This window comes from Methylorubrum aminovorans (assembly GCF_022179725.1).
Lineage (GTDB): Bacteria > Pseudomonadota > Alphaproteobacteria > Rhizobiales > Beijerinckiaceae > Methylobacterium > Methylobacterium aminovorans.
The window spans coordinates 35,644-52,437 of the sequence record NZ_BPRC01000031.1 but is presented as its reverse complement, the minus strand read 5'-3'; the positions used below and the strand labels follow the sequence as shown (position 1 = coordinate 52,437).

16 protein-coding genes are annotated in these 16,794 nt (G+C 70.5%); 10 read left to right on the top strand and 6 right to left on the bottom strand.

Going from position 1 to position 16,794, the window contains the following annotated elements:
- Positions 1–552: 552 nt before the first annotated feature.
- From MFF24_RS24580 to MFF24_RS24565, 4 genes are all read left to right on the top strand, one after another.
- Positions 553–816: a hypothetical protein gene (locus MFF24_RS24580; RefSeq protein WP_238228646.1), complete on the top strand. Its 264-nt coding sequence runs from the start codon at positions 553–555 to the stop codon at positions 814–816.
- 86 nt (positions 817–902) lie between these two features.
- Positions 903–1,361, top strand: coding sequence for a hypothetical protein (locus MFF24_RS24575; RefSeq protein ID WP_238228645.1), 459 nt, complete (start codon positions 903–905; stop codon positions 1,359–1,361).
- A gap of 108 nt (positions 1,362–1,469) precedes the next feature.
- Positions 1,470–3,650, top strand: a complete 2,181-nt coding sequence (locus MFF24_RS24570) for a ParB/RepB/Spo0J family partition protein (protein ID WP_238228644.1) — start codon at positions 1,470–1,472, stop codon at positions 3,648–3,650.
- Positions 3,651–3,877: 227 nt separating this feature from the next.
- A complete protein-coding gene (locus MFF24_RS24565) occupies positions 3,878–4,159 on the top strand; it encodes a DUF4326 domain-containing protein (protein ID WP_308445614.1) in 282 nt (93 codons plus the stop codon).
- Here MFF24_RS24565 and MFF24_RS24560 read toward each other — a convergent pair.
- Positions 4,138–4,773: a Ros/MucR family transcriptional regulator gene (locus tag MFF24_RS24560; protein WP_238228643.1), complete on the bottom strand. Its 636-nt coding sequence runs from the start codon at positions 4,771–4,773 to the stop codon at positions 4,138–4,140. The two genes, MFF24_RS24565 and MFF24_RS24560, sit on opposite strands and share 22 nt — an antisense overlap.
- A 234-nt stretch (positions 4,774–5,007) precedes the next feature.
- On the opposite strand from MFF24_RS24560, the gene MFF24_RS24555 reads away from it, so the two are divergent.
- The 5 genes from MFF24_RS24555 (at position 5,008) to MFF24_RS24535 (ending at position 12,428) form a co-directional block, all read left to right on the top strand.
- The gene (locus tag MFF24_RS24555) at positions 5,008–9,381 is read left to right on the top strand and encodes a strawberry notch family protein (protein WP_238228642.1); all 4,374 of its coding nucleotides are present in this window, start codon (positions 5,008–5,010) and stop codon (positions 9,379–9,381) included.
- Between the two features lie 24 nt (positions 9,382–9,405).
- Complete coding sequence (locus tag MFF24_RS24550; RefSeq protein WP_238228641.1) at positions 9,406–10,461, top strand: DUF7146 domain-containing protein; 1,056 nt, start codon at positions 9,406–9,408, stop codon at positions 10,459–10,461.
- 314 nt (positions 10,462–10,775) lie between these two features.
- Positions 10,776–11,705, top strand: coding sequence for a DUF2493 domain-containing protein (locus MFF24_RS24545; protein ID WP_238228640.1), 930 nt, complete (start codon positions 10,776–10,778; stop codon positions 11,703–11,705).
- A 71-nt stretch (positions 11,706–11,776) separates the two neighbouring features.
- Positions 11,777–12,028 (top strand): type II toxin-antitoxin system prevent-host-death family antitoxin, encoded by a 252-nt coding sequence (locus MFF24_RS24540; protein ID WP_238228639.1) that lies wholly within the window; start codon positions 11,777–11,779, stop codon positions 12,026–12,028.
- The gene (locus tag MFF24_RS24535) at positions 12,021–12,428 is read left to right on the top strand and encodes a hypothetical protein (RefSeq protein ID WP_238228638.1); all 408 of its coding nucleotides are present in this window, start codon (positions 12,021–12,023) and stop codon (positions 12,426–12,428) included. Before MFF24_RS24540 ends, MFF24_RS24535 begins: the two co-directional genes overlap by 8 nt.
- A 24-nt stretch (positions 12,429–12,452) precedes the next feature.
- On the opposite strand, the gene MFF24_RS24530 is transcribed toward MFF24_RS24535, so the two are convergent.
- Positions 12,453–12,791 carry a hypothetical protein gene (locus MFF24_RS24530; RefSeq protein ID WP_238228637.1) on the bottom strand — a complete coding sequence of 113 codons (339 nt, stop codon included), beginning with the start codon at positions 12,789–12,791 and terminating at the stop codon, positions 12,453–12,455.
- 149 nt (positions 12,792–12,940) lie between these two features.
- Positions 12,941–13,162, bottom strand: a complete 222-nt coding sequence (locus MFF24_RS24525; RefSeq protein ID WP_238228636.1) for a hypothetical protein — start codon at positions 13,160–13,162, stop codon at positions 12,941–12,943.
- A 567-nt stretch (positions 13,163–13,729) separates the two neighbouring features.
- On the opposite strand from MFF24_RS24525, the gene MFF24_RS24520 reads away from it, so the two are divergent.
- Positions 13,730–13,903, top strand: a complete 174-nt coding sequence (locus tag MFF24_RS24520) for a hypothetical protein (RefSeq protein WP_238228635.1) — start codon at positions 13,730–13,732, stop codon at positions 13,901–13,903.
- A gap of 136 nt (positions 13,904–14,039) precedes the next feature.
- Here the strand turns inward: MFF24_RS24520 and MFF24_RS24515 are convergent, their stop codons facing one another.
- Genes MFF24_RS24515 through MFF24_RS24505 form a run of 3 tightly spaced genes read right to left on the bottom strand, consistent with a single transcriptional unit; the run spans position 14,040 to position 16,520 of the window.
- Positions 14,040–16,064, bottom strand: coding sequence for a conjugal transfer protein TraG (locus MFF24_RS24515; protein ID WP_238228634.1), 2,025 nt, complete (start codon positions 16,062–16,064; stop codon positions 14,040–14,042).
- Positions 16,061–16,258, bottom strand: coding sequence for a conjugal transfer protein TraD (locus tag MFF24_RS24510; protein WP_238228633.1), 198 nt, complete (start codon positions 16,256–16,258; stop codon positions 16,061–16,063). The genes MFF24_RS24515 and MFF24_RS24510 overlap by 4 nt, the downstream gene beginning before the upstream one ends.
- Entirely contained in the window at positions 16,242–16,520 is a 279-nt protein-coding gene (locus tag MFF24_RS24505; protein ID WP_238228632.1) for a TraC family protein, read from the bottom strand. The genes MFF24_RS24510 and MFF24_RS24505 overlap by 17 nt, the downstream gene beginning before the upstream one ends.
- Positions 16,521–16,794: the final 274 nt, after the last annotated feature.

Here is a 16,794-nt window from a genome sequence, read left to right as displayed (position 1 = left end):
GCCCTGGGGTGGCGAACACCCCAGGAATTCGCCCTAGCGGCGGCCCTGCAGGCCGCCGAATGAGATCCGGAAGCTCACCTTCCGGCCGGACCAAAATCCGGGGGACCCTCATGAGATCCGGAAGCTCACCTTCCGGCCGGACCAAAATCCGGGGGACCCTCAGGAGGAGCCTCGGCTGGATCTTGTGACGACTCCATCGGCTGCCCCACCGCAGGCCCGTGTCCGCGGTACGCCCCCGCAAACGAGCCTCGACACCCACAGCCGGGGAGTTGGAAAACCGAGCTTACCCGGTCCCTACGACCTTTAGCACCGGGGCGCCTGGACATGCGTCGCAGGCTCCCCGACCCGAAGGGTCAAGGAATCCGGTGCCGTCACGGCCGGCACCAAACCGATAAGCTCGGGGTTTCCACGCCCCAGGGCGGCGCGTACCACCCCGTGACCATGATAGGCGCGTCCCCGCCCTCAGTCCAAGAGCCAGAGAGGAGCTTTGCCGGGGCGAAGGATCGTCAGGTCGAGAGAGGCTCCCGGCCCCACGATCCCGAGGAGGCCGGCATGACCCAGGCATCGCACTTCACCATGACCCTCGACCTTGCGGTCCAGGACCCCTCCGCCGTTCTCGAAGCGGCGGCCACGCATCTGACCCGCACCGGCACCCTCGCTTCGGTCGAGGCGGCCCGCGCCCATCTCGCCGGCGACGTGCCGAAGGCCCTCGCGGCCCTGATCGGCCTGCGCAACCTCGCCTGGGCCGGGGGCACGGCGACGAAGATCGACTGCACGCCCAGCGAGGCCGAAGGCTCCGCTCAGGGCGGGCTCTGAGGCGATCGGCAGCCCGATCCGGCCCCCCTCCGAGCACGAGGGGGGCCCTTCCCCCGTGCGGGATCGCCGCGGCGAAGGAGCGGACCATGGCCGAGTACGTGATGACCACCGTGACCATTGGGGGGCTCCTGAGGGGGCAGGGGGCGGTCGAGGCGCTGATCGAGGCGGCGGGAGCGTATTTCGAGGACGCCGAGATCGGGGTCCGCGACGCCCTGTCCAGGGGCAGCAGCATCACCTTCGAGGCCCTCCAGAATTTCGGAAACACCCCTGGCCTCGACGCCTTCTGCCGGGCGCAGGGACTGACCTGGCATCGGTCGTGGGTCGCCCAGGTCGGGCAGTTCGGGGCCGGTCTGGAATACTGGCGCCCCGGTCTGGAGGCGCCGCTCGAGGAGGCCGCCGACGAGGGCGGCGCGCCGATGATGACGCTGGCGGCCCTGAGGCGCTGCCACCAGGCCCGTCAGACCCTGGCCAACCTGATCGATCGTCTCGGACAGGCCGACGCCGCCACCGTCCCGCCTCTGAGCTTGGCGGCGGACTGCGCCTGATCCGGCCCCGCGGCCCCCTTCCAGAGTCGGAGGGGGGCTTCGCCTGCGTGAGGGTTTCGAGGTCGGGGAGAGAGATGCCCGGCCGCCCTCGCGAAAGGACGATGGACCATGACCAGCGCGAAGGCCACCACGAAGACCGCTGCCAAGATCACCCTGACCGAGGCGGTCGCGATCCCGTTCGACAAGCTGGCCCTGAGCCAGGCGAACGTTCGCAGGATCGCGCAGGGGATGAGCATCGAGGATCTGGCCGAGGACATTGCCCGGCGTGGCCTGCTGCAGTCCCTGAGCGTGCGCCCGATCCTCGACGGGCAGGGCCAGGAGACCGGCCGCTACGAGGTGCCCGCTGGCGGCCGGCGCTACCGCGCGCTCGAGCACCTCGTGAAGACCCGGCGCATGACCAAGGGCACGAAGGTGCCTTGCATCGTTCGTCCGGCCGACAGCCCGATCAGCGCGACCGAGGACTCGATGGCCGAGAACGCCATGCGCGAGGCCCTGCACCCGCTCGACCAGTTCCGGGCGTTCAAGGCGCTCGCCGACGGCGGCATGTCCCACGCCGAAATCGCCGCGCGCTTCTTCGTGTCGGAGAAGATCGTGACCCAGCGCCTGCGGCTGGCCGGGATCAGCCCGGTGCTGCTCGACGCCTATGCGGCCGGGGAGCTGACGCTGGAATGCCTGATGGCGTTCTCCGTCACCGAGGATACCGAGCGCCAGGTCAAGGTGTGGGAGGCCCTGTGCAAGCGGGGCGGCGTGAGCAACTGGTCGATCCGGCAGGCCCTGACCGAGCGCACGGTGAGCGTGGGTGATGCCCGCGCCCGCTTCGTCGGCGAGGAGGCCTACGTGGCTGCCGGCGGCATCGTCCTGCGCGACCTGTTCGCCGAGCGCGGCGACGGCTGGTTCCAGGATGCCGCCCTGCTCGACCGGCTGGCCGAGGAGAAGCTGGCCGCCGTCGGGCAGGAGGTGGCGGCCGAGGGCTGGAAGTGGATCGAGGTGTCGCTGTCGCTGATGACGGGGCGGACCTACGGCCTTCGCACCCTGCGGACCCGCTCCGAGCTGAGCGAGGCCGAGGAGGCGGCCTTCGAGGCAGCGGTCGCCAGCTACGACGCGCTCAACGACGAGTACGGCTACGGCGACGACATCCCGGAGGAGGTCGCCGAGCGGCTGGCCGCGCTGGAGGCCGAGATCGCCGAGTATGAGCGGCGCTCCAACATCTACGACCCGGCCGACATCGCGATCGCCGGGGCCTTCGTCACCCTCGACTACGACGGCCGACCGACGGTGAGGCGCGGCTACGTCCGGCCGGAGGACGAGCCCGTCGCAGCCCCGGAGGGGGAGGCCGCGACGGCGGGCGCGACGCAGTCCATCGGCGCAGGCTCCACGGAGGCGGGGACGGATGGACGGACCGTCCGGCCGGAGCCAAGCGTGATGCGCACGATCATCACCATCGGCGGCGGCTCGGCGTCGTCGAGCCCCACGGCCGAACCGGAGGAGGCCGACCGGCCGCTCTCGGAGCAGCACCGGACCGAGCTGACCAGCTACCGCACCATCGCCCTGCGCGAGGCTTTGGCCGACGATCCCGAGTCCGCCTTCATCGCGGTCCTGCACGCCATGGTGATCCGGGTGATCGTCAACGGCTACCGCACCGGAACTTGCCTGGAGGTATCGACCACGTCGAGCCGGGTCGACCCCTCTGTCCAGGGCCTCGACGGTTTCCGGCCGGCGACCGCCCTCGACGCGCGGCGTGAGGCGTGGGCCAAGCGCTTGCCGGAAGACCACCCCGCGATCTGGGACTTCCTGATCGATCTGGCTCCGGAAGAGCGCACCGAGCTGTTCGCGCTCTGCGCGGGCTTGAGCGTCAACGCGATGCACACCCCCTACGACCGGCGCCCCGAGGCGCTGCCGCATGCCGACCGGCTCGCCCGGCTCGTCGGGCTCGACATGACCCGCGACTGGGCGCCGACGGCGGCCAACTACTTCGGCCGCGTCACCAAGACCCGGATCCTCGCGGCGGTGCGCGAGGCCAAGGGCGAGGACACCGCGCGCCTGCTCGACGGCCTCAAGAAGGGCGACATGGCGCGCGAGGCCGAGCGGCTGATGGCCGGCAGCGGCTGGCTGCCCGAGCTGCTGCGCACCCCCGGCCTCGACGCCGAGGGGGCGGCCGTGCCGGCCGACCCGGCCGCCAGGGGCGACGCCGCGATCGATGCGGTGGAAGAACCGAGCGAGGCTCTGCCGGCCTTCCTCGCAGATGACGCGGATGCGGCGGACACGGGGTACGCCATCGCTGCCGAGTGAGGCAGAGCCCGAGCCGGGTGGGTGTTGTGCGCTCGTGCCCGTCCCGGCCCCGATCGCTGCGAGCGTCCTGCATGACCGCGTCGGGGTCGGGGTCAACGGGCAAGCCGTTCCCGCTCGCCCGAGGGCTCGCGTGACCCCGCCCCGCGCCCGCGGTCGCCCCGACGCATCAGCGATCGGGAGGCCGGATGATGTGTCGAGTTCTGAACAAGCGTAACGGCACCCACGACTTGGCCGTCTACATCGGCCGCGGCTCGAAATGGGGCAACCCGTTCGTGATCGGCCGGCATGGAAACCGCGCCGAGGTCATCGCGAAGTACGGGCTGTGGCTGGCCGACCGGCATCACCTGCTGCGCGCGCTGGACGAGTTGCGCGGGCGCGATCTCGTGTGCTGGTGCGCGCCACTGGCCTGCCACGGCGATCTTCTGAAGTACCTCGCGAACGCCAGCCGCGACGAACGGATCGCGTGGTGGCGCGGGGTAAAGGAGGCCTACGCCATCGTTGCCGTGTAGCGCTCCACGCCGCCCAGCCTGTCTTGCTGACGTCTCCCCCCCGAGCCTCGCGGCTCGGGGCTTTTCGTCGAGGCCTTGGGGCTGGCCTGTGCCTCGCGCGGAGCCTCCGGCAGGAGCTTTCTCGTCTCCCGGTCGTAGTGGCCGAGACGCGTCCGCTTCGCCAGCCGGGCGCGCTTGCGCGTGTAGAACGGCGCGACCATCGGATAGCCCTCCGGCAGGCCCCACTTCGCCCGATAGGCCTCGGGTGTGAGGCCAAAACTCGTCAGGTGGCGCTTGAGCATGCGATAGGACTTGCCGTCCTCGAAGGAGATCAGCTCCTTCTCCTGGATCGAGGCCTGGATCTCCTCCCGCGTCGGCCGTTTCCGGCCATGGCCGAGCCGCGCTCGCATTTGCATCTGCGGAGGCAGGTCGACCGGTAGGGCCGGCGGACTGACCTCGTGCAGGACGAGGCCGCTCTGCGGTCCCTGTCGGATCTGCGTCAGGACTGCGCCGACCTGCCGGATCAGCGGACCCACCTCGTGCGGGCCGAGCCTGTTGTTGGCGAGATACGATGTCACGATGCGAACCGTCATGCCGACGTTCGAGCGGTCGTGGTCACCCTGCGGCCGTTCCAACCGACGGGTCCTCCTCCCAAGGAATTTGGCGGCCATCTGAAGCGTGGCCGTTGCGATAGTCAACACGAGACCCGATCGGAGATCGACGGGATCGTGTGTCTATCATGGGTCTTCATGTGGAGACCAGTAGAGCGGGTCGTATCACGAGAGTGAGAGGAGGCCGGACGGAGATGAGCCGGCGCGAGGACAGAGAAAGTCCTGCGGGTCGGCCGATCATCCGCCAGGAGGCCGCCCGTGAACGTCCCGATCCGTACCCAGCAGCTCCGTCACAGCACGGCCCTCACCTCGACCCCTACGCCGGAGAGTCTGATCCGGGCCGGTACGCGCCTCGCGGAAGGGCTCGCGCAGGGCCGGACGCTCGATGCCGCCGCCTTACGGGCGGCGATGGAAGTCGCCTGCGGCGGCAGCGACGCCGACGGGCTGTGGCTGTGGAAGGACGCCTACGAGGCCGGCGAGGTCGCCCAGGTGCTGTTCCTGCGCCGGTTCTGGCCGGCGATCCGGGCCAAGGCCACGACCCCGGCCGCGCGGCTCGCCCTGCTCGCCCGCATCACCGCGATGCTCCCGACCCAGACGCGCCGCTCCGAGGAGAGCGAGGCGTTCCAGCAATTCTCGACGCCGCTCGCCCTCGGCGCCGTCGCCGCGCTGGCCGCCATGCTGCGCCCGGGCGAGCGGGTGCTGGAGCCGTCGGCCGGCACCGGCCTGCTCGCGATCCATGCCGAGCTCGCCGGCACGCGCCTGCATCTCAACGAACTGGCCGCGACCCGCGCCGGCCTGCTCGCCGCGCTGTTCCCGGCCGGCGGCGTGACGCGGTTCGACGCGGCGCAGATCCATGACCGGCTCGATGTGGGCGTAATCCCGGACGTCGTGCTGATGAACCCGCCGTTCTCGGTCGCCGCGGGGGTCGAGGGCCGCTACCGTGACGCCACCGCCGATCACCTGCGCTCGGCGCTGACGCGGCTCGCCCCCGGCGGGCGCCTGGTCGCGATCACCGGTGAAGGGTTCCGGCCGGATCGCCCGGCGAGCGCGGGAGCGTTCGCGGCGATGGCCGAGCGCGGCGGGCGGCTGGTGTTCTCGGCCGGACTGTCCGGGCGGGCCTATGCCAAGCACGGCACGACGGTCGACGTGCGCCTGAGCGTCTTCGACCGGGTTCCGACCGGAGAGGCGGGTGAATCGGCAGCCCCGCTCGGGATCAGCCCCGACACGGCGTCGCTGCTGGACGCCGTCCTGGCGGGCCTCCGGCCCCGTTGCGCTCCGGTTCCCGCATCGGTCCGGGCCTCCGCCCCGGCTCCGCGCAGCGCCATCCCCGGCTTGGCCCGGCGCCAGGCGCCTGCGCGGCCGGTGCCTGCTATAGGCCCAACGCCCGCCCCGGCGAGTGAGGACGCCGAGCCGATCGCCTACACGGTCATCGAGGAGCTGCCGGCGACGCTGGTGGCCGAGGCGGCCCTGTACGAGGCCTACGCGCTGGAGACCCTGCGGATCGAGGGCGCCCACCCCCATCCGACCCCGCTGGTGCAATCGACCGCCATGGCCTCGGTGCGCCTGCCGCGGCCGAGCCATGCCCCGCGCCTCCCAGTGCCGATCGTGGCTCAGGGCCTGCTTTCGGAGTGCCAGCTCGAGACCGTGATCTACGCCGGTGCCGCGCACGCCCGCCACCTGCCGGGCCACTGGACCGTCGACGAGACCGGCACGATCCTCTCGGCCGCCGCCGCGGAGGCGGAAGGAGCGGTGCGCTTCCGCCAGGGCTTCTTCCTCGGCGACGGCACCGGCGCGGGCAAGGGCCGCCAGGTCGCCGGGATCATCCTCGACAACTGGATGCAGGGCCGGCGCCGGGCGCTGTGGGTGTCGAAGTCCGACGCCCTCCTGGAGGACGCCCGGCGCGACTGGCGCCATCTCGGCCAGGAGCCGCTCCAGATCGTGCCGCTGTCGCGCTTCGCCCCGGGCAAGCCGGTGACGCTGCCCGAGGGCATCCTGTTCACCACCTTCGCGACGCTCCGCGGCGGCAGCCGCAGCGGGGCGGGCTCGCGCCTCGATCAGGTCTGCGATTGGCTCGGGCCGGACTTCGACGGCGTGATCGCCCTCGATGAGGCCCATGCGCTGGCCAACGCCGCGGCCGGGTCGGGGGATCGCGGCGTGGTCGAGGCCTCGCAGCAGGGGCGTGCCGGGCTCAGCCTCCAGTATCGCCTGCCCGAGGCCCGCGTGCTCTACGTCTCGGCCACCGGGGCGGTGACGGTGGAAAAGCTCGCCTACGCCCACCGCCTCGGCCTGTGGGGCGGCGGATCCTTCCCGTTCCCGACCCGCACCGACTTCGTCTCCGCCATGCAGCAGGGCGGCCTGGCCGCCATGGAGGTGCTGGCCCGCGACCTGAAGGCGCTCGGCCTCTACACCGCCCGTTCGCTCTCCTACGCCGGCGTCGAGGTCGAGATGCTCGACCACACGCTCACCCCGGAACAGACGGCGATCTACGACGCCTATGCCGATGCCTTCCAGGTGATCCACACCCATCTCGACGCCGCGCTCAAGGCCTCGGGCGTGACCGGGTCGTCGGGGACGCTGAACCGGGCGGCGAAGTCGGCGGCCCGCTCGGCCTTCGAGTCGAGCAAGCAGCGCTTCTTCAACCACCTGCTCACCGCGATGAAGTGCCCGAGCCTGATCGCCGACATCGCGGCGCAGATCGAGGCCGGCCACGCCGCCGTCGTGCAGATCGTCTCGACCGGCGAGGCGCTGATGGAGCGGCGTCTGGCGGGAATCCCCTCGTCCGAATGGGGCGACCTTCAGGTCGACGTGACCCCGCGCGAGTACGTCATCGACTATCTCGCCCACGCTTTCCCGACCCAGCTCTACGAGCCCTACACCGACGCCGACGGCAACCTGCAATCCCGGCCGGTGACCGACGAGGACGGGCGCCCGGTCCAGTGCCGCGAGGCGGTCGAGGCCCGCGACGGGCTGATCGAGCACCTGTGCGGGCTCGAGCCCGTGCAATCGGCCCTCGATCAGATCCTCCATCACTTCGGCGTGGGGGCGGTGGCCGAGGTGACCGGCCGCTCGCGCCGGATCGTGCGCCAGACGGGCAAGGACGGCATCGACCGCCTCGTGCTCCAGAACCGCCCGGCCGGTGCCAATCTCAGCGAGACGCAGGCGTTCCAGGATGACGGGAAGCGGATCCTCGTGTTCTCCGACGCCGGCGGGACCGGCCGCAGCTACCACGCCGACCGGAGCGCGCAGAACCGGCGCCTGCGCGTCCACTACCTGCTGGAGGCCGGCTGGAAGGCGGACGCCGCGGTGCAGGGGCTCGGCCGCACCAACCGCACGAACCAGGCCCAGCCGCCGCTGTTCCGGCCGGTCACGACCGACGTGAAGGGCGAGAAGCGCTTCCTCTCCACCATCGCGCGACGCCTCGACACCCTCGGGGCGATCACCCGGGGCCAACGCCAGACCGGCGGCCAGGGCCTGTTCCGGCCCGAGGACAATCTGGAGGGGCCCTACGCCGCCACGGCCCTGCGCCAGCTCTACTGGGCGATCGTGCGCGGCGAGATCGAGGGCTGCCCGCGCCAGACCTTCGAGGCGATGACCGGACTGTCCCTGGTCGACGATGCCGGATGCCTGCTCGACGAGCTGCCACCGATCGGCCGCTTCCTCAACCGGGTGCTGGCCCTGCGCATCGCCCTGCAGAACCGCCTGTTCGCGGCGTTCGAGGAGCGGCTGGCCCTGGTGATCGAGGGCGCGATCTCGGCCGGGATCTACGACGTTGGCGTCGAGGTGCTGACGGCGGAATCCTTCGTCGTCACGGATCGCGAGGTGGCCTACACCCACCCCGAGAGCGGGGCGCGCACCCACCTCCTCACCATCGCCGAGCGGCGCCGGTTCCGGCCGCTCGACCTCGACGGCGCGCTCGCCTTCCTCGCCGACGGCTTCCGGCCCGTGGTCAACGCGAAGTCCGGCCGGCCGGCGCTGATGGGCAAGGCGGCGAGCGAGACCCGCGAGGACGGCTCCGTTGTGGCGCGGGTGCGGCTGGTGCGCCCGCTCCAGCGCCAGATCCTCGACCGCGACGCCTTCGACCGCTCGCGGTTCGAGGAGGTGACGCAGGAGGCGTTCCGGGCCGCGTGGATGGCCGAGCTCGCGGCCCTGCCCGAGTTCGAGGAGCGCACCCTGACCGTGGTGACCGGCCTGCTGCTGCCGATCTGGGACCGGCTGCCCGGCATCGACATGCGGGTGTTCCGCCTCGTGACGGATGCGGGCGAGCGCATCGTCGGCCGGGTGGTCGAGCCCGAGGACCTGCCCGTCACCCGGGAGCGGCTGAACCTCGGGGCCGGCACCGCCATGGCCCCGGCCGAGGCCTTCGCCGCCGTCCTCGGCGGGCGTGCCAGCCTCCAACTCGCCGGCGGCCTCCAGGTCAAGCGCGTCCGCGTGATGAGCGAGAACCGGGTCGAGGTGATCGGCGCGAGCGAGGGCGCGCGGGCCGGGCTCAAGGCGCTCGGGCTGTTTGCCGAGGTGATCGCCTACCGCACTCGCCTGTTCATCCCGAGCGGCGCGCACGGAGCGCCGATCCTGGCTGCGGTGTTCGAGCGGCATGCGCTGTTGCGTTGCGTCGCCACCTCCGCTCACGCTTGATGCCCGCACCCGACGGAGGCCGCCATGCCGACCCATCCCCCCGCCGCGGACATCGCCCGCCAACTCGCCGACGATGTCGAGGCGTTCTGTCGGCGCTACCTCTCGAACGGCCACCGCTCCGGCCGGTTCTGGTGCGTCGGCGACGCCTTCAACACCGCAGGCGGGTCGCTCTATGTGCGCCTGACCGGCCCGACCAGCGGCAAGGGCCGCCGCGGCAAGTGGCAGGACGCGGCGACCGGCGAGCACGGCGACCTGCTCGACCTGATCCGGCTCCAGTGCGGCGCCGGCTTGCGCGAGGCCCTGGCCGAGGCGCGGGCGTTCCTGAGCCTGCCCCTGCCGCCCGATGCGGAGCGGTCCCGCCCGCTCCCGGAGGCGCGCGACACGACCGAGTCGGCCCGGCGCATGCTGCGCTACGGCCGGCCCGTGATCGGCACACCGGCGGCACTCTACCTGCGCAGCCGTGGCCTTGAGCACGCCATCGGCCTGCCCAGCCTCCGCTTCCACCCTCGCTGCCTGTATCGGGCCTCGCGCAAGCACCCGGGCCCGGACACGTACCACCCGGCCCTGCTCGCCACCGTCACGGATCTCGCGGGCGCCGTCACGGCGGTCGGCCGGACCTGGCTCGCCGCGGACGGGCGCGGCAAGGCCGACTTGCCCAAGCCGCGTCGGGTGCTCGGCACCCTGATCGGCCACGGCGTGCGCTTTCCCGGCACCGCCACGGATCTCATGGTGGCCGGGGAGGGCGTCGAGACGGTGCTGTCGCTCCACCGCCTGATGCCGGGCGTGCCGCATGTGGCCGCGCTCTCGGCCGGGCACCTCGGCGCCCTGATCCTTCCTCCCGGCCTGCGCCACCTCTACATCGCCCGCGACGCCGACGAGGCCGGCGAGCGGGGAGCCGCGATCCTGCGCCGCCGCGCCGAGGCCGAGGGTATCTTGGTGACGGACCTGGATCCCCGTGAGGACGACTTCAACACAGACCTGCGCCATCTCGGTCCGCGCGATCTCGCCCTGCATCTGGCGCCACAGCTCGACCCGAACGACGCGGCGGCCCACCTCCGGTTCGAGGCGGCGGCGGCCTGATCCGGTCTGGCCGATCGAGGCGTTCGGCTGAGGAGCCGCCGGCTGTTCCGGGCCGGACGAGAGCCGGCGTCCACGGCCTTCTCGAGAGGGCGACGGATGCCGGGCCGGGGGCCTTGGGTGCAACGGCCCCGGCCGACGATTTTCCGCCGCCGCCTGACGGCGGCTTTGCATCGCGAGGCAAAATCGACGGCCGGGCGCCGTCCTCCGCTTCGCTCCGGCCCGCGCATGCGCGGGTGCGCCAGGCTCCCGGGCCCGGCCTTGGGTCGCCACAAAGGCCGCGATGGACGCGAGCCTCGGACCCCGAGGAGCCCGCGATGCTCGATCACACGATCCACGATCTCGATGCCGACCTGCCGACGGCCGATGCGTCCCTGCTCGACGAGTTGGCGGTCACCGGCTACCGCCCGTTCGAGGAGCACGACGATCCCCGGCCGCTCCCGGCCCAGCGCGCGATGGACCAGGGCCTGCGGGGAGCGATGAGCGCCCTCGAGGAGGCCTTCGCCGACACCCGCCTGGAGGACGATCTCGAGGACGTGCTGTGGGGCTTCGTCAACGTCTTCCACCGCCGCGTCGAGCAGATCGAGCGCAAGCTCGACGAGAACGAGCAGGCGCAGAAGGCGAGCCAGCGCGAGCAGGACGGCAGCGAGGTGCTGTCGGTCGAGCTGGAGCGCCTCACCGCCCTCGGGCTGACCCTGTCGGAGCGCCGCAACGCCTTCGAGTACGCCCGGGACACCGCGGCTCATCTGTTCACACGCACCACCCGGTCGCTGTGGCGTCCGCACTCGGGCTCGCGGGTCAACCACGCCACCATGACCGCGGCGATGATCGACTCGCGCGACTACATCAGCGCGCGGCGGCGGGCCGAGACCGAGATCCACCTGCCGCAGGGCACCCGCATCGCCTTCACCGGGGGCAAGGAGTTCCAGGACGTCACGGTGATCTGGGACACCCTCGACAAGGTCCGGGCCAAGCATCCCGACATGGTGCTGCTGCACGGGGGCGGGACCGGCGCCGAGCTGATCGCGGCCAAATGGGCCGAGAACCGCAAGGTCGCCCAGGTGGTGTTCAAGCCGGACTGGAAGCGCCACAGCAAGGCGGCCCCGTTCCGTCGCAACGACACGATCCTGGAGCAGATGCCGATCGGCGTGGTCCACTTCCCCGGCGGCGGCATCAGCGACAACCTCGCCGACAAGGCGCTCTCGAAGGGCATTTCCGTGCGGCGGGGCGTGAAGGCCGGCGCTTAGGCGCCGGACCCCTCCCTGAAATTGCCTGAAACAGCTAATTCAGGCATAATGGGCGAAACGAGGAGGTGGCAATGGCGAGTTTCACCCTGACGGATCTCGGCAACCGGTCCGGCGAAGTGGTCGAGGCGGCGTTCGGCGGTCCGGTCGACATCACGAAGCGCGGCAAGCGCAAGTTCGTCCTGCTGACGGCCGAGCAGTTCGATCGTCTCGCGGGTGCCAGCCGCCAGCGCGCGCATCGCGTCGAGGATCTGGCCGGCGTGGAGCGCGACGAGATCCTCGCCGGGCTCGATGCCGTCGCGCAGGATGAGGGACGGGATGATTGAGCCGCAGCACGGGGACATCATCCTCTATTCCTACCTTTGGGCGCGCGAGTACGACCGGGGCGAAGAGGCGGGTCGCAAGGCGCGTCCGACCTGCGTCATGCTCATCGTCGCCGGCAAGGACGGCCGCCAGAGGCCCCTCCTGTTCCCGATCACCAGCCAGCCTCCGGGCTCGTCGCCCCATTTCGTGGAGGTGCCGGAGACCGAAGCTCGCCGCGCGAAACTCTACACCCCGGCCTGGATCATCGTGGACGAATTCAACACCGACGATCTCAATGCGTCATGGGCGATCGAGGACGCCACGCCACTTGGGCGGTTCTCGCGGAAATTCATGTCCCGGATCGCGGCGGCCGCCGCGGTCGCCATCAGGGCCGGCACCGCTCGCCGCATTCCGAGAACGTAAGCAGACCGCTCCAGCCATTTGCGCTCAAGTGCCGGGCAAATGCCATGCCTCCCCGCGCAACGCGGCGGCATGGCGGCTGTAGGCGCGCTCGAAGGCAACCTGGACACGAGGGTCGGCCACGATTTCCGAGACGCTCGCGGCGATCCGGTCGTAGTCGGAGCGAGGAATCCGCACCTCGGTGTGCTTGTCGCGGTACACCACCCGGCGCACGCCGTCCTCGTCCTGCTCGGACAGTACGAAGCCGTAGCGCTCGCAGGCGATCCGCTCCTCGTCCCGAAGCTGGAACCCCTCGATCAGGTCGCCCACCTGATCGACGCCGATCGCTTCGATCGTCGAGAACCCGAGATCGATCGAGAGCCGCACATCGCACGGATCGGCGACGTCGAGGGAAATCCGAGTGCCACGAGCAGACACGGATCTCAGCCGGGCCCATGACGGGTCCGGGATCGAGGGGCGAGCCGTTTGCGACGAGTCCATGCAATCCCTCCATCCATCAACGAGAATGAGACCCCTCACTGCCGGGTTGGGGTCGTTTCTTCGATCTCCCGCAGACACAGATCGAGGACCCGCCGTCGGGCCCCGGAACAGGCAAGGCGGTTCCACAGGTCGAGAAGTTCGAGCGTCTCAAGATGCTCGACCGGCAATTCGGCCGGATCGCGGAACGCCGACGGGGAGAGGCCGAGCAGCCGGGCAATCTCTTCGAGGTGCCGCCTGGTGACGGAGCTGTCGGTCATGAGGCGAGCATCATAGCCAATAAGAGCGCGTTGCCCTAGGGTTGTAGAACTTTCAATTAGGTAGCGCACTGCATCGGTCGCCGGGGAGCTGCCCGCGTCAGGCTGAAACGACCCTCCCCAGCGGTCGAGCTGCAGACGGGGAGGGCGGTGGCAGCGTCGTCCCGCGCTGGGGCCATCACGAGCGGCGGCGGTGCGTGGGAGGGCGCCCTCCCGAGCCACCCTGGAGACCCGTCGCGGGTCGGAAACGGCCAGCGCGCCCCGTCCGGCCAGCGCGGTGGCCGGCCGATCCGACCCTGCGGAACCGGCGGTGAACCGCGGCAGCGAGGTTCGCCACAGCGACGGACCGTCCCAACACGATGGCGACAAGGGAACAGACGCCGTCCCCGCCCGCAACCGTCCGGCCCGACGATTTTCCCCTGGCGCTGCGCGCCATTCCTCGCGGGACAAAATCGTCGGTCCGGCCAGTCCTCCGCTGCGCTGCGGCCCTTCGGGTGCGGTCGGCGCCGTCGCCTGTTTGAGGGGTCGCATCGCGCCGGGACGGTCCCGAGCGCCAGGGAGACCCAGCCGATGCCGCGCCCCACCTCGACCCTCCCCGCCCACACCCGCTTCGCCCTCGTCACCCACGTCGCGGAACTCCAGGCCGAGCTGGCCTCGGTCACCTGCCCGCGCGAGCGCCGCACCATCGCCGCCGAGCTGAAGGCCGCCCGGGCCGCGGTCGCCCAGCTCTCCACGGAGGGCTGAGGCCCTCTCCCGAGGCCGCCGACGGGCGGCCTTCGATCCATCGCGAGCGGCAGGCACACCCCTGGTTCGTGCCTCGCGGTGAGCCCGGTCACAGGCCGGGGTATCGGCGCGCGCCGCTCCGGCACCGGTCGGTCGGTCAGGCCGCCTCACGGCCGCCGATCCCAGCGTCATTCGCATCGGAGGCCGCGTCCTGAACGCCGGCATCGGCGGCATCGTCCTGCACGTCCCGTGTCTGGAAGCGATTGGCGCCGACCAGGGCGCGCATCTCGGGGCGGCGGTAGTAGACTGGACGGCCGCAGCGGATCGGCTCGACGCCGCCGACGAGCAGGATCTGCTCGTCGCGCCGCATGGTGTTGATGATCTCGTCGGGCATGATGAGCGCCCGCTTCTGCAGGCTGGTCGAGGCCGACAGGCTCACCCCGCCCGAGCCCTTTCCGCCGGAGCGGGCCTGCTGGCTGTAGGAGACGATCTCCTGGGTATAGGACCCGCACCGCTCGGACAGCCACTTGGCGGTATCGACGTCGGTGATCGCGGAAAACGACTGCCACGACGTCGACTCGAACCAGGCGGACACGGCATCCTTGTCGCCCCATTGCTGGCGGAGCTGGCCGAGCGATTGGTACACGAGCACCATGGCGATGCCGTACTTGCGGCCGGCATCGCGGGCGACCTCGATCAGGCTCATGTTGCCGAGGCGGGCCGCCTCGTCGAGGATGAAGGCGACGCGACCGTCGAGCTCGCCGTTGGCGTGATAGAGCGCGTTCATCAACCCGCCGATGATGACACGCGCCAGGCCCGGATAATCCTGAAGCGTCTGGAGATCGAGCGAGACGAACACGTCGAGATCGTCGTCGATCAGGTCGAGGCTGGAGAAGTCCCCGTCCGACACGATGGCGGCATATTCCTTGAACGAGAGCCAGTTGGTGAGGTCGGCCGCGGTGGCGTAGACGCCCGAGAAGGTCTGCTGCGCCATGCTCTTGAACGGGCCGAGCGCCAGCTTGGCGAACGAGCCCTCGTTCTCGCTACGAAGGATCAGGATCAGCCGGTCGATGAAGTCCGTTTCGGGCTCGGAGATGATCTCGCGCAAGGCGCGCAGGGTGCGTTTTCCTTCGTAGGCTTGGTTCAGGCAGATGTAGGCCAGGACGCCCCGAATGAGCTGAAGCGCCGAGTTGCGAAAGAAGTCCTTGGGATCGTCGCGCTTGACCGGGCCGGTGGCGATCCAGCCGACCACGGCCGAGATGTCCTTCTCGGCGCTGTTCTCCCCCTGGCCGATCCAGTCGAGCACGTTGAAGCCGCTCCTCGGGTCCTTCGGGGTGATGCAATGGATCGGCCGCTCGACATTCTTCCCACGGAGGGCGCTGCGGTACTGCGCGAGCATCGGATGCAGCTCGGTCGAGGGATCGAGCACCACCGCGTTGCCCGGCCACGACAGCAGCATCGGGACGACGGCGCCGGTGGTCTTGAAGCCGCCGGAGCCGGAGAAAACGAGGCCGTGGGTCGAACCGAAATCGCAGTTGAATCCCATCAACGGCTTGCGCCCGCCCGAGCCCCAGGTCCTGGGATCGTTCGGCTTGAACACGCGCGAGGTGCTCTTGGGATCGAGGTCGGGCCGGTACAGCTCGCCGAGGACCAGGTCTCCCTGTTGCGGGAAGATCTCCCCGGCGAGCTTCATCGTCGCCCACTCGGCATCGCCATGGGCGGCCGATTTCGAGCGGATCGGCTTGTTGTAGCCGCGTGTGGTCCGCTTCACCCTCACCAGTGAAACCAGCGGCGTGATGAAGGCGACGAAGCCCGCGAACGTCACGGCGCAGAACAGCGGAATGTCGGTTCTGCGCAGGAGCGCCCGGCCATCGGCACCGGGGTCGAGGGTGACGAGGCGCAGGTACTCGGCGCGCAGAGTCCAGGCGATCAGCCCGATCAGGAACAGCGAGACGCCGGCCGCGACGACCCGGCCGCTGTCGCCCGGCCTGGTCAGGCCAGCGGCGGCGAACAGCACGAGGGCAGGGAACGCCACCGCCGCGACGCGGAGAGCCTGGAGCATAATCGAATGCCCCGGTTCGACCACGTAGATACCGCCGAGCAGCGGCGGCAGGATCGTGCCGATCAGGAGATGGAGCGCGAACCCGATCGCGACGACGAGGGCGGCGATGACCCACTTCATGTCTTGAACTCCTTGTCACCGCGCCGGGCGAGCTGCTCGACGACGTCGGGATCGCGGAGGCGCTCGGCGCCATCCAACAGGAGGCCGAGCAGGACGTTGCTCGGGAGATCGGCGAGGCCGGCCTTGATGACGAGGCCGCCGAGCTGGATCTTGCGATAGGCGTCGGCGCGCCGTTCCTCATGCCGCTTGGTCATCAGCTCCCTCTGGAGCTTTTCCAGCGCTTCGAGATCCCTTTGCCTTTGGCTCTTCCACCGCCGGTGCCCCTTCACGAAATCGGGTGACGATCGCCTGGAACTCCCGAGCCAGATCCTCGTCGGAGATGTCGATTCCACCGATGCCGGACTTGATCGCGAGGTTGCCGAGCCGCTCGGCTTCGGCCTTGTCGTGCGCCTTCAGCTTCGCCTGCAGCGCCGTGATCTCGTTGACGATCGTCTCGCGCGACTTCGATCTGGCCATGGATACAGTATTCCAGTTTTGGTTGCGGCTGAGAAAATTTACCACTGACTTTACGGCAATCAACCTCGGCTTTTGAGGGGTATGCTCCGCGTCTCACGCCTGTGATGCGCGGACCACAGCAGTGAGGCTGAGCCAGTCGACCGAGGGGAGCGAGCGGAGCCTGAGCCTCCCCTCCTCCTTCCGGCGTGGCCCGCCGATGCCAACGGGCTACGGTCTCCGATCCGGCCAAGCTTGCTTCGCCGCATGGAGCGGTCGGGGCGGCTCTGGTTGTCGG

What these genes read in the sequence shown, in the direction of transcription:
- MFF24_RS24540 (WP_238228639.1), top strand. Translation starts at nt 11,777, where the DNA reads ATGGCGAGTTTCACCCTGACGGATCTCGGCAACCGGTCCGGCGAAGTG.
- MFF24_RS24505 (WP_238228632.1), bottom strand. Translation starts at nt 16,520, where the DNA reads ATGGCCAGATCGAAGTCGCGCGAGACGATCGTCAACGAGATCACGGCG.
- MFF24_RS24545 (WP_238228640.1), top strand. Translation starts at nt 10,776, where the DNA reads ATGCTCGATCACACGATCCACGATCTCGATGCCGACCTGCCGACGGCC.
- MFF24_RS24525 (WP_238228636.1), bottom strand. Translation starts at nt 13,162, where the DNA reads ATGACCGACAGCTCCGTCACCAGGCGGCACCTCGAAGAGATTGCCCGG.
- MFF24_RS24575 (WP_238228645.1), top strand. Translation starts at nt 903, where the DNA reads ATGGCCGAGTACGTGATGACCACCGTGACCATTGGGGGGCTCCTGAGG.
- MFF24_RS24535 (WP_238228638.1), top strand. Translation starts at nt 12,021, where the DNA reads ATGATTGAGCCGCAGCACGGGGACATCATCCTCTATTCCTACCTTTGG.
- MFF24_RS24580 (WP_238228646.1), top strand. Translation starts at nt 553, where the DNA reads ATGACCCAGGCATCGCACTTCACCATGACCCTCGACCTTGCGGTCCAG.
- MFF24_RS24570 (WP_238228644.1), top strand. Translation starts at nt 1,470, where the DNA reads ATGACCAGCGCGAAGGCCACCACGAAGACCGCTGCCAAGATCACCCTG.
- MFF24_RS24550 (WP_238228641.1), top strand. Translation starts at nt 9,406, where the DNA reads ATGCCGACCCATCCCCCCGCCGCGGACATCGCCCGCCAACTCGCCGAC.
- MFF24_RS24510 (WP_238228633.1), bottom strand. Translation starts at nt 16,258, where the DNA reads ATGACCAAGCGGCATGAGGAACGGCGCGCCGACGCCTATCGCAAGATC.
- MFF24_RS24515 (WP_238228634.1), bottom strand. Translation starts at nt 16,064, where the DNA reads ATGAAGTGGGTCATCGCCGCCCTCGTCGTCGCGATCGGGTTCGCGCTC.
- MFF24_RS24520 (WP_238228635.1), top strand. Translation starts at nt 13,730, where the DNA reads ATGCCGCGCCCCACCTCGACCCTCCCCGCCCACACCCGCTTCGCCCTC.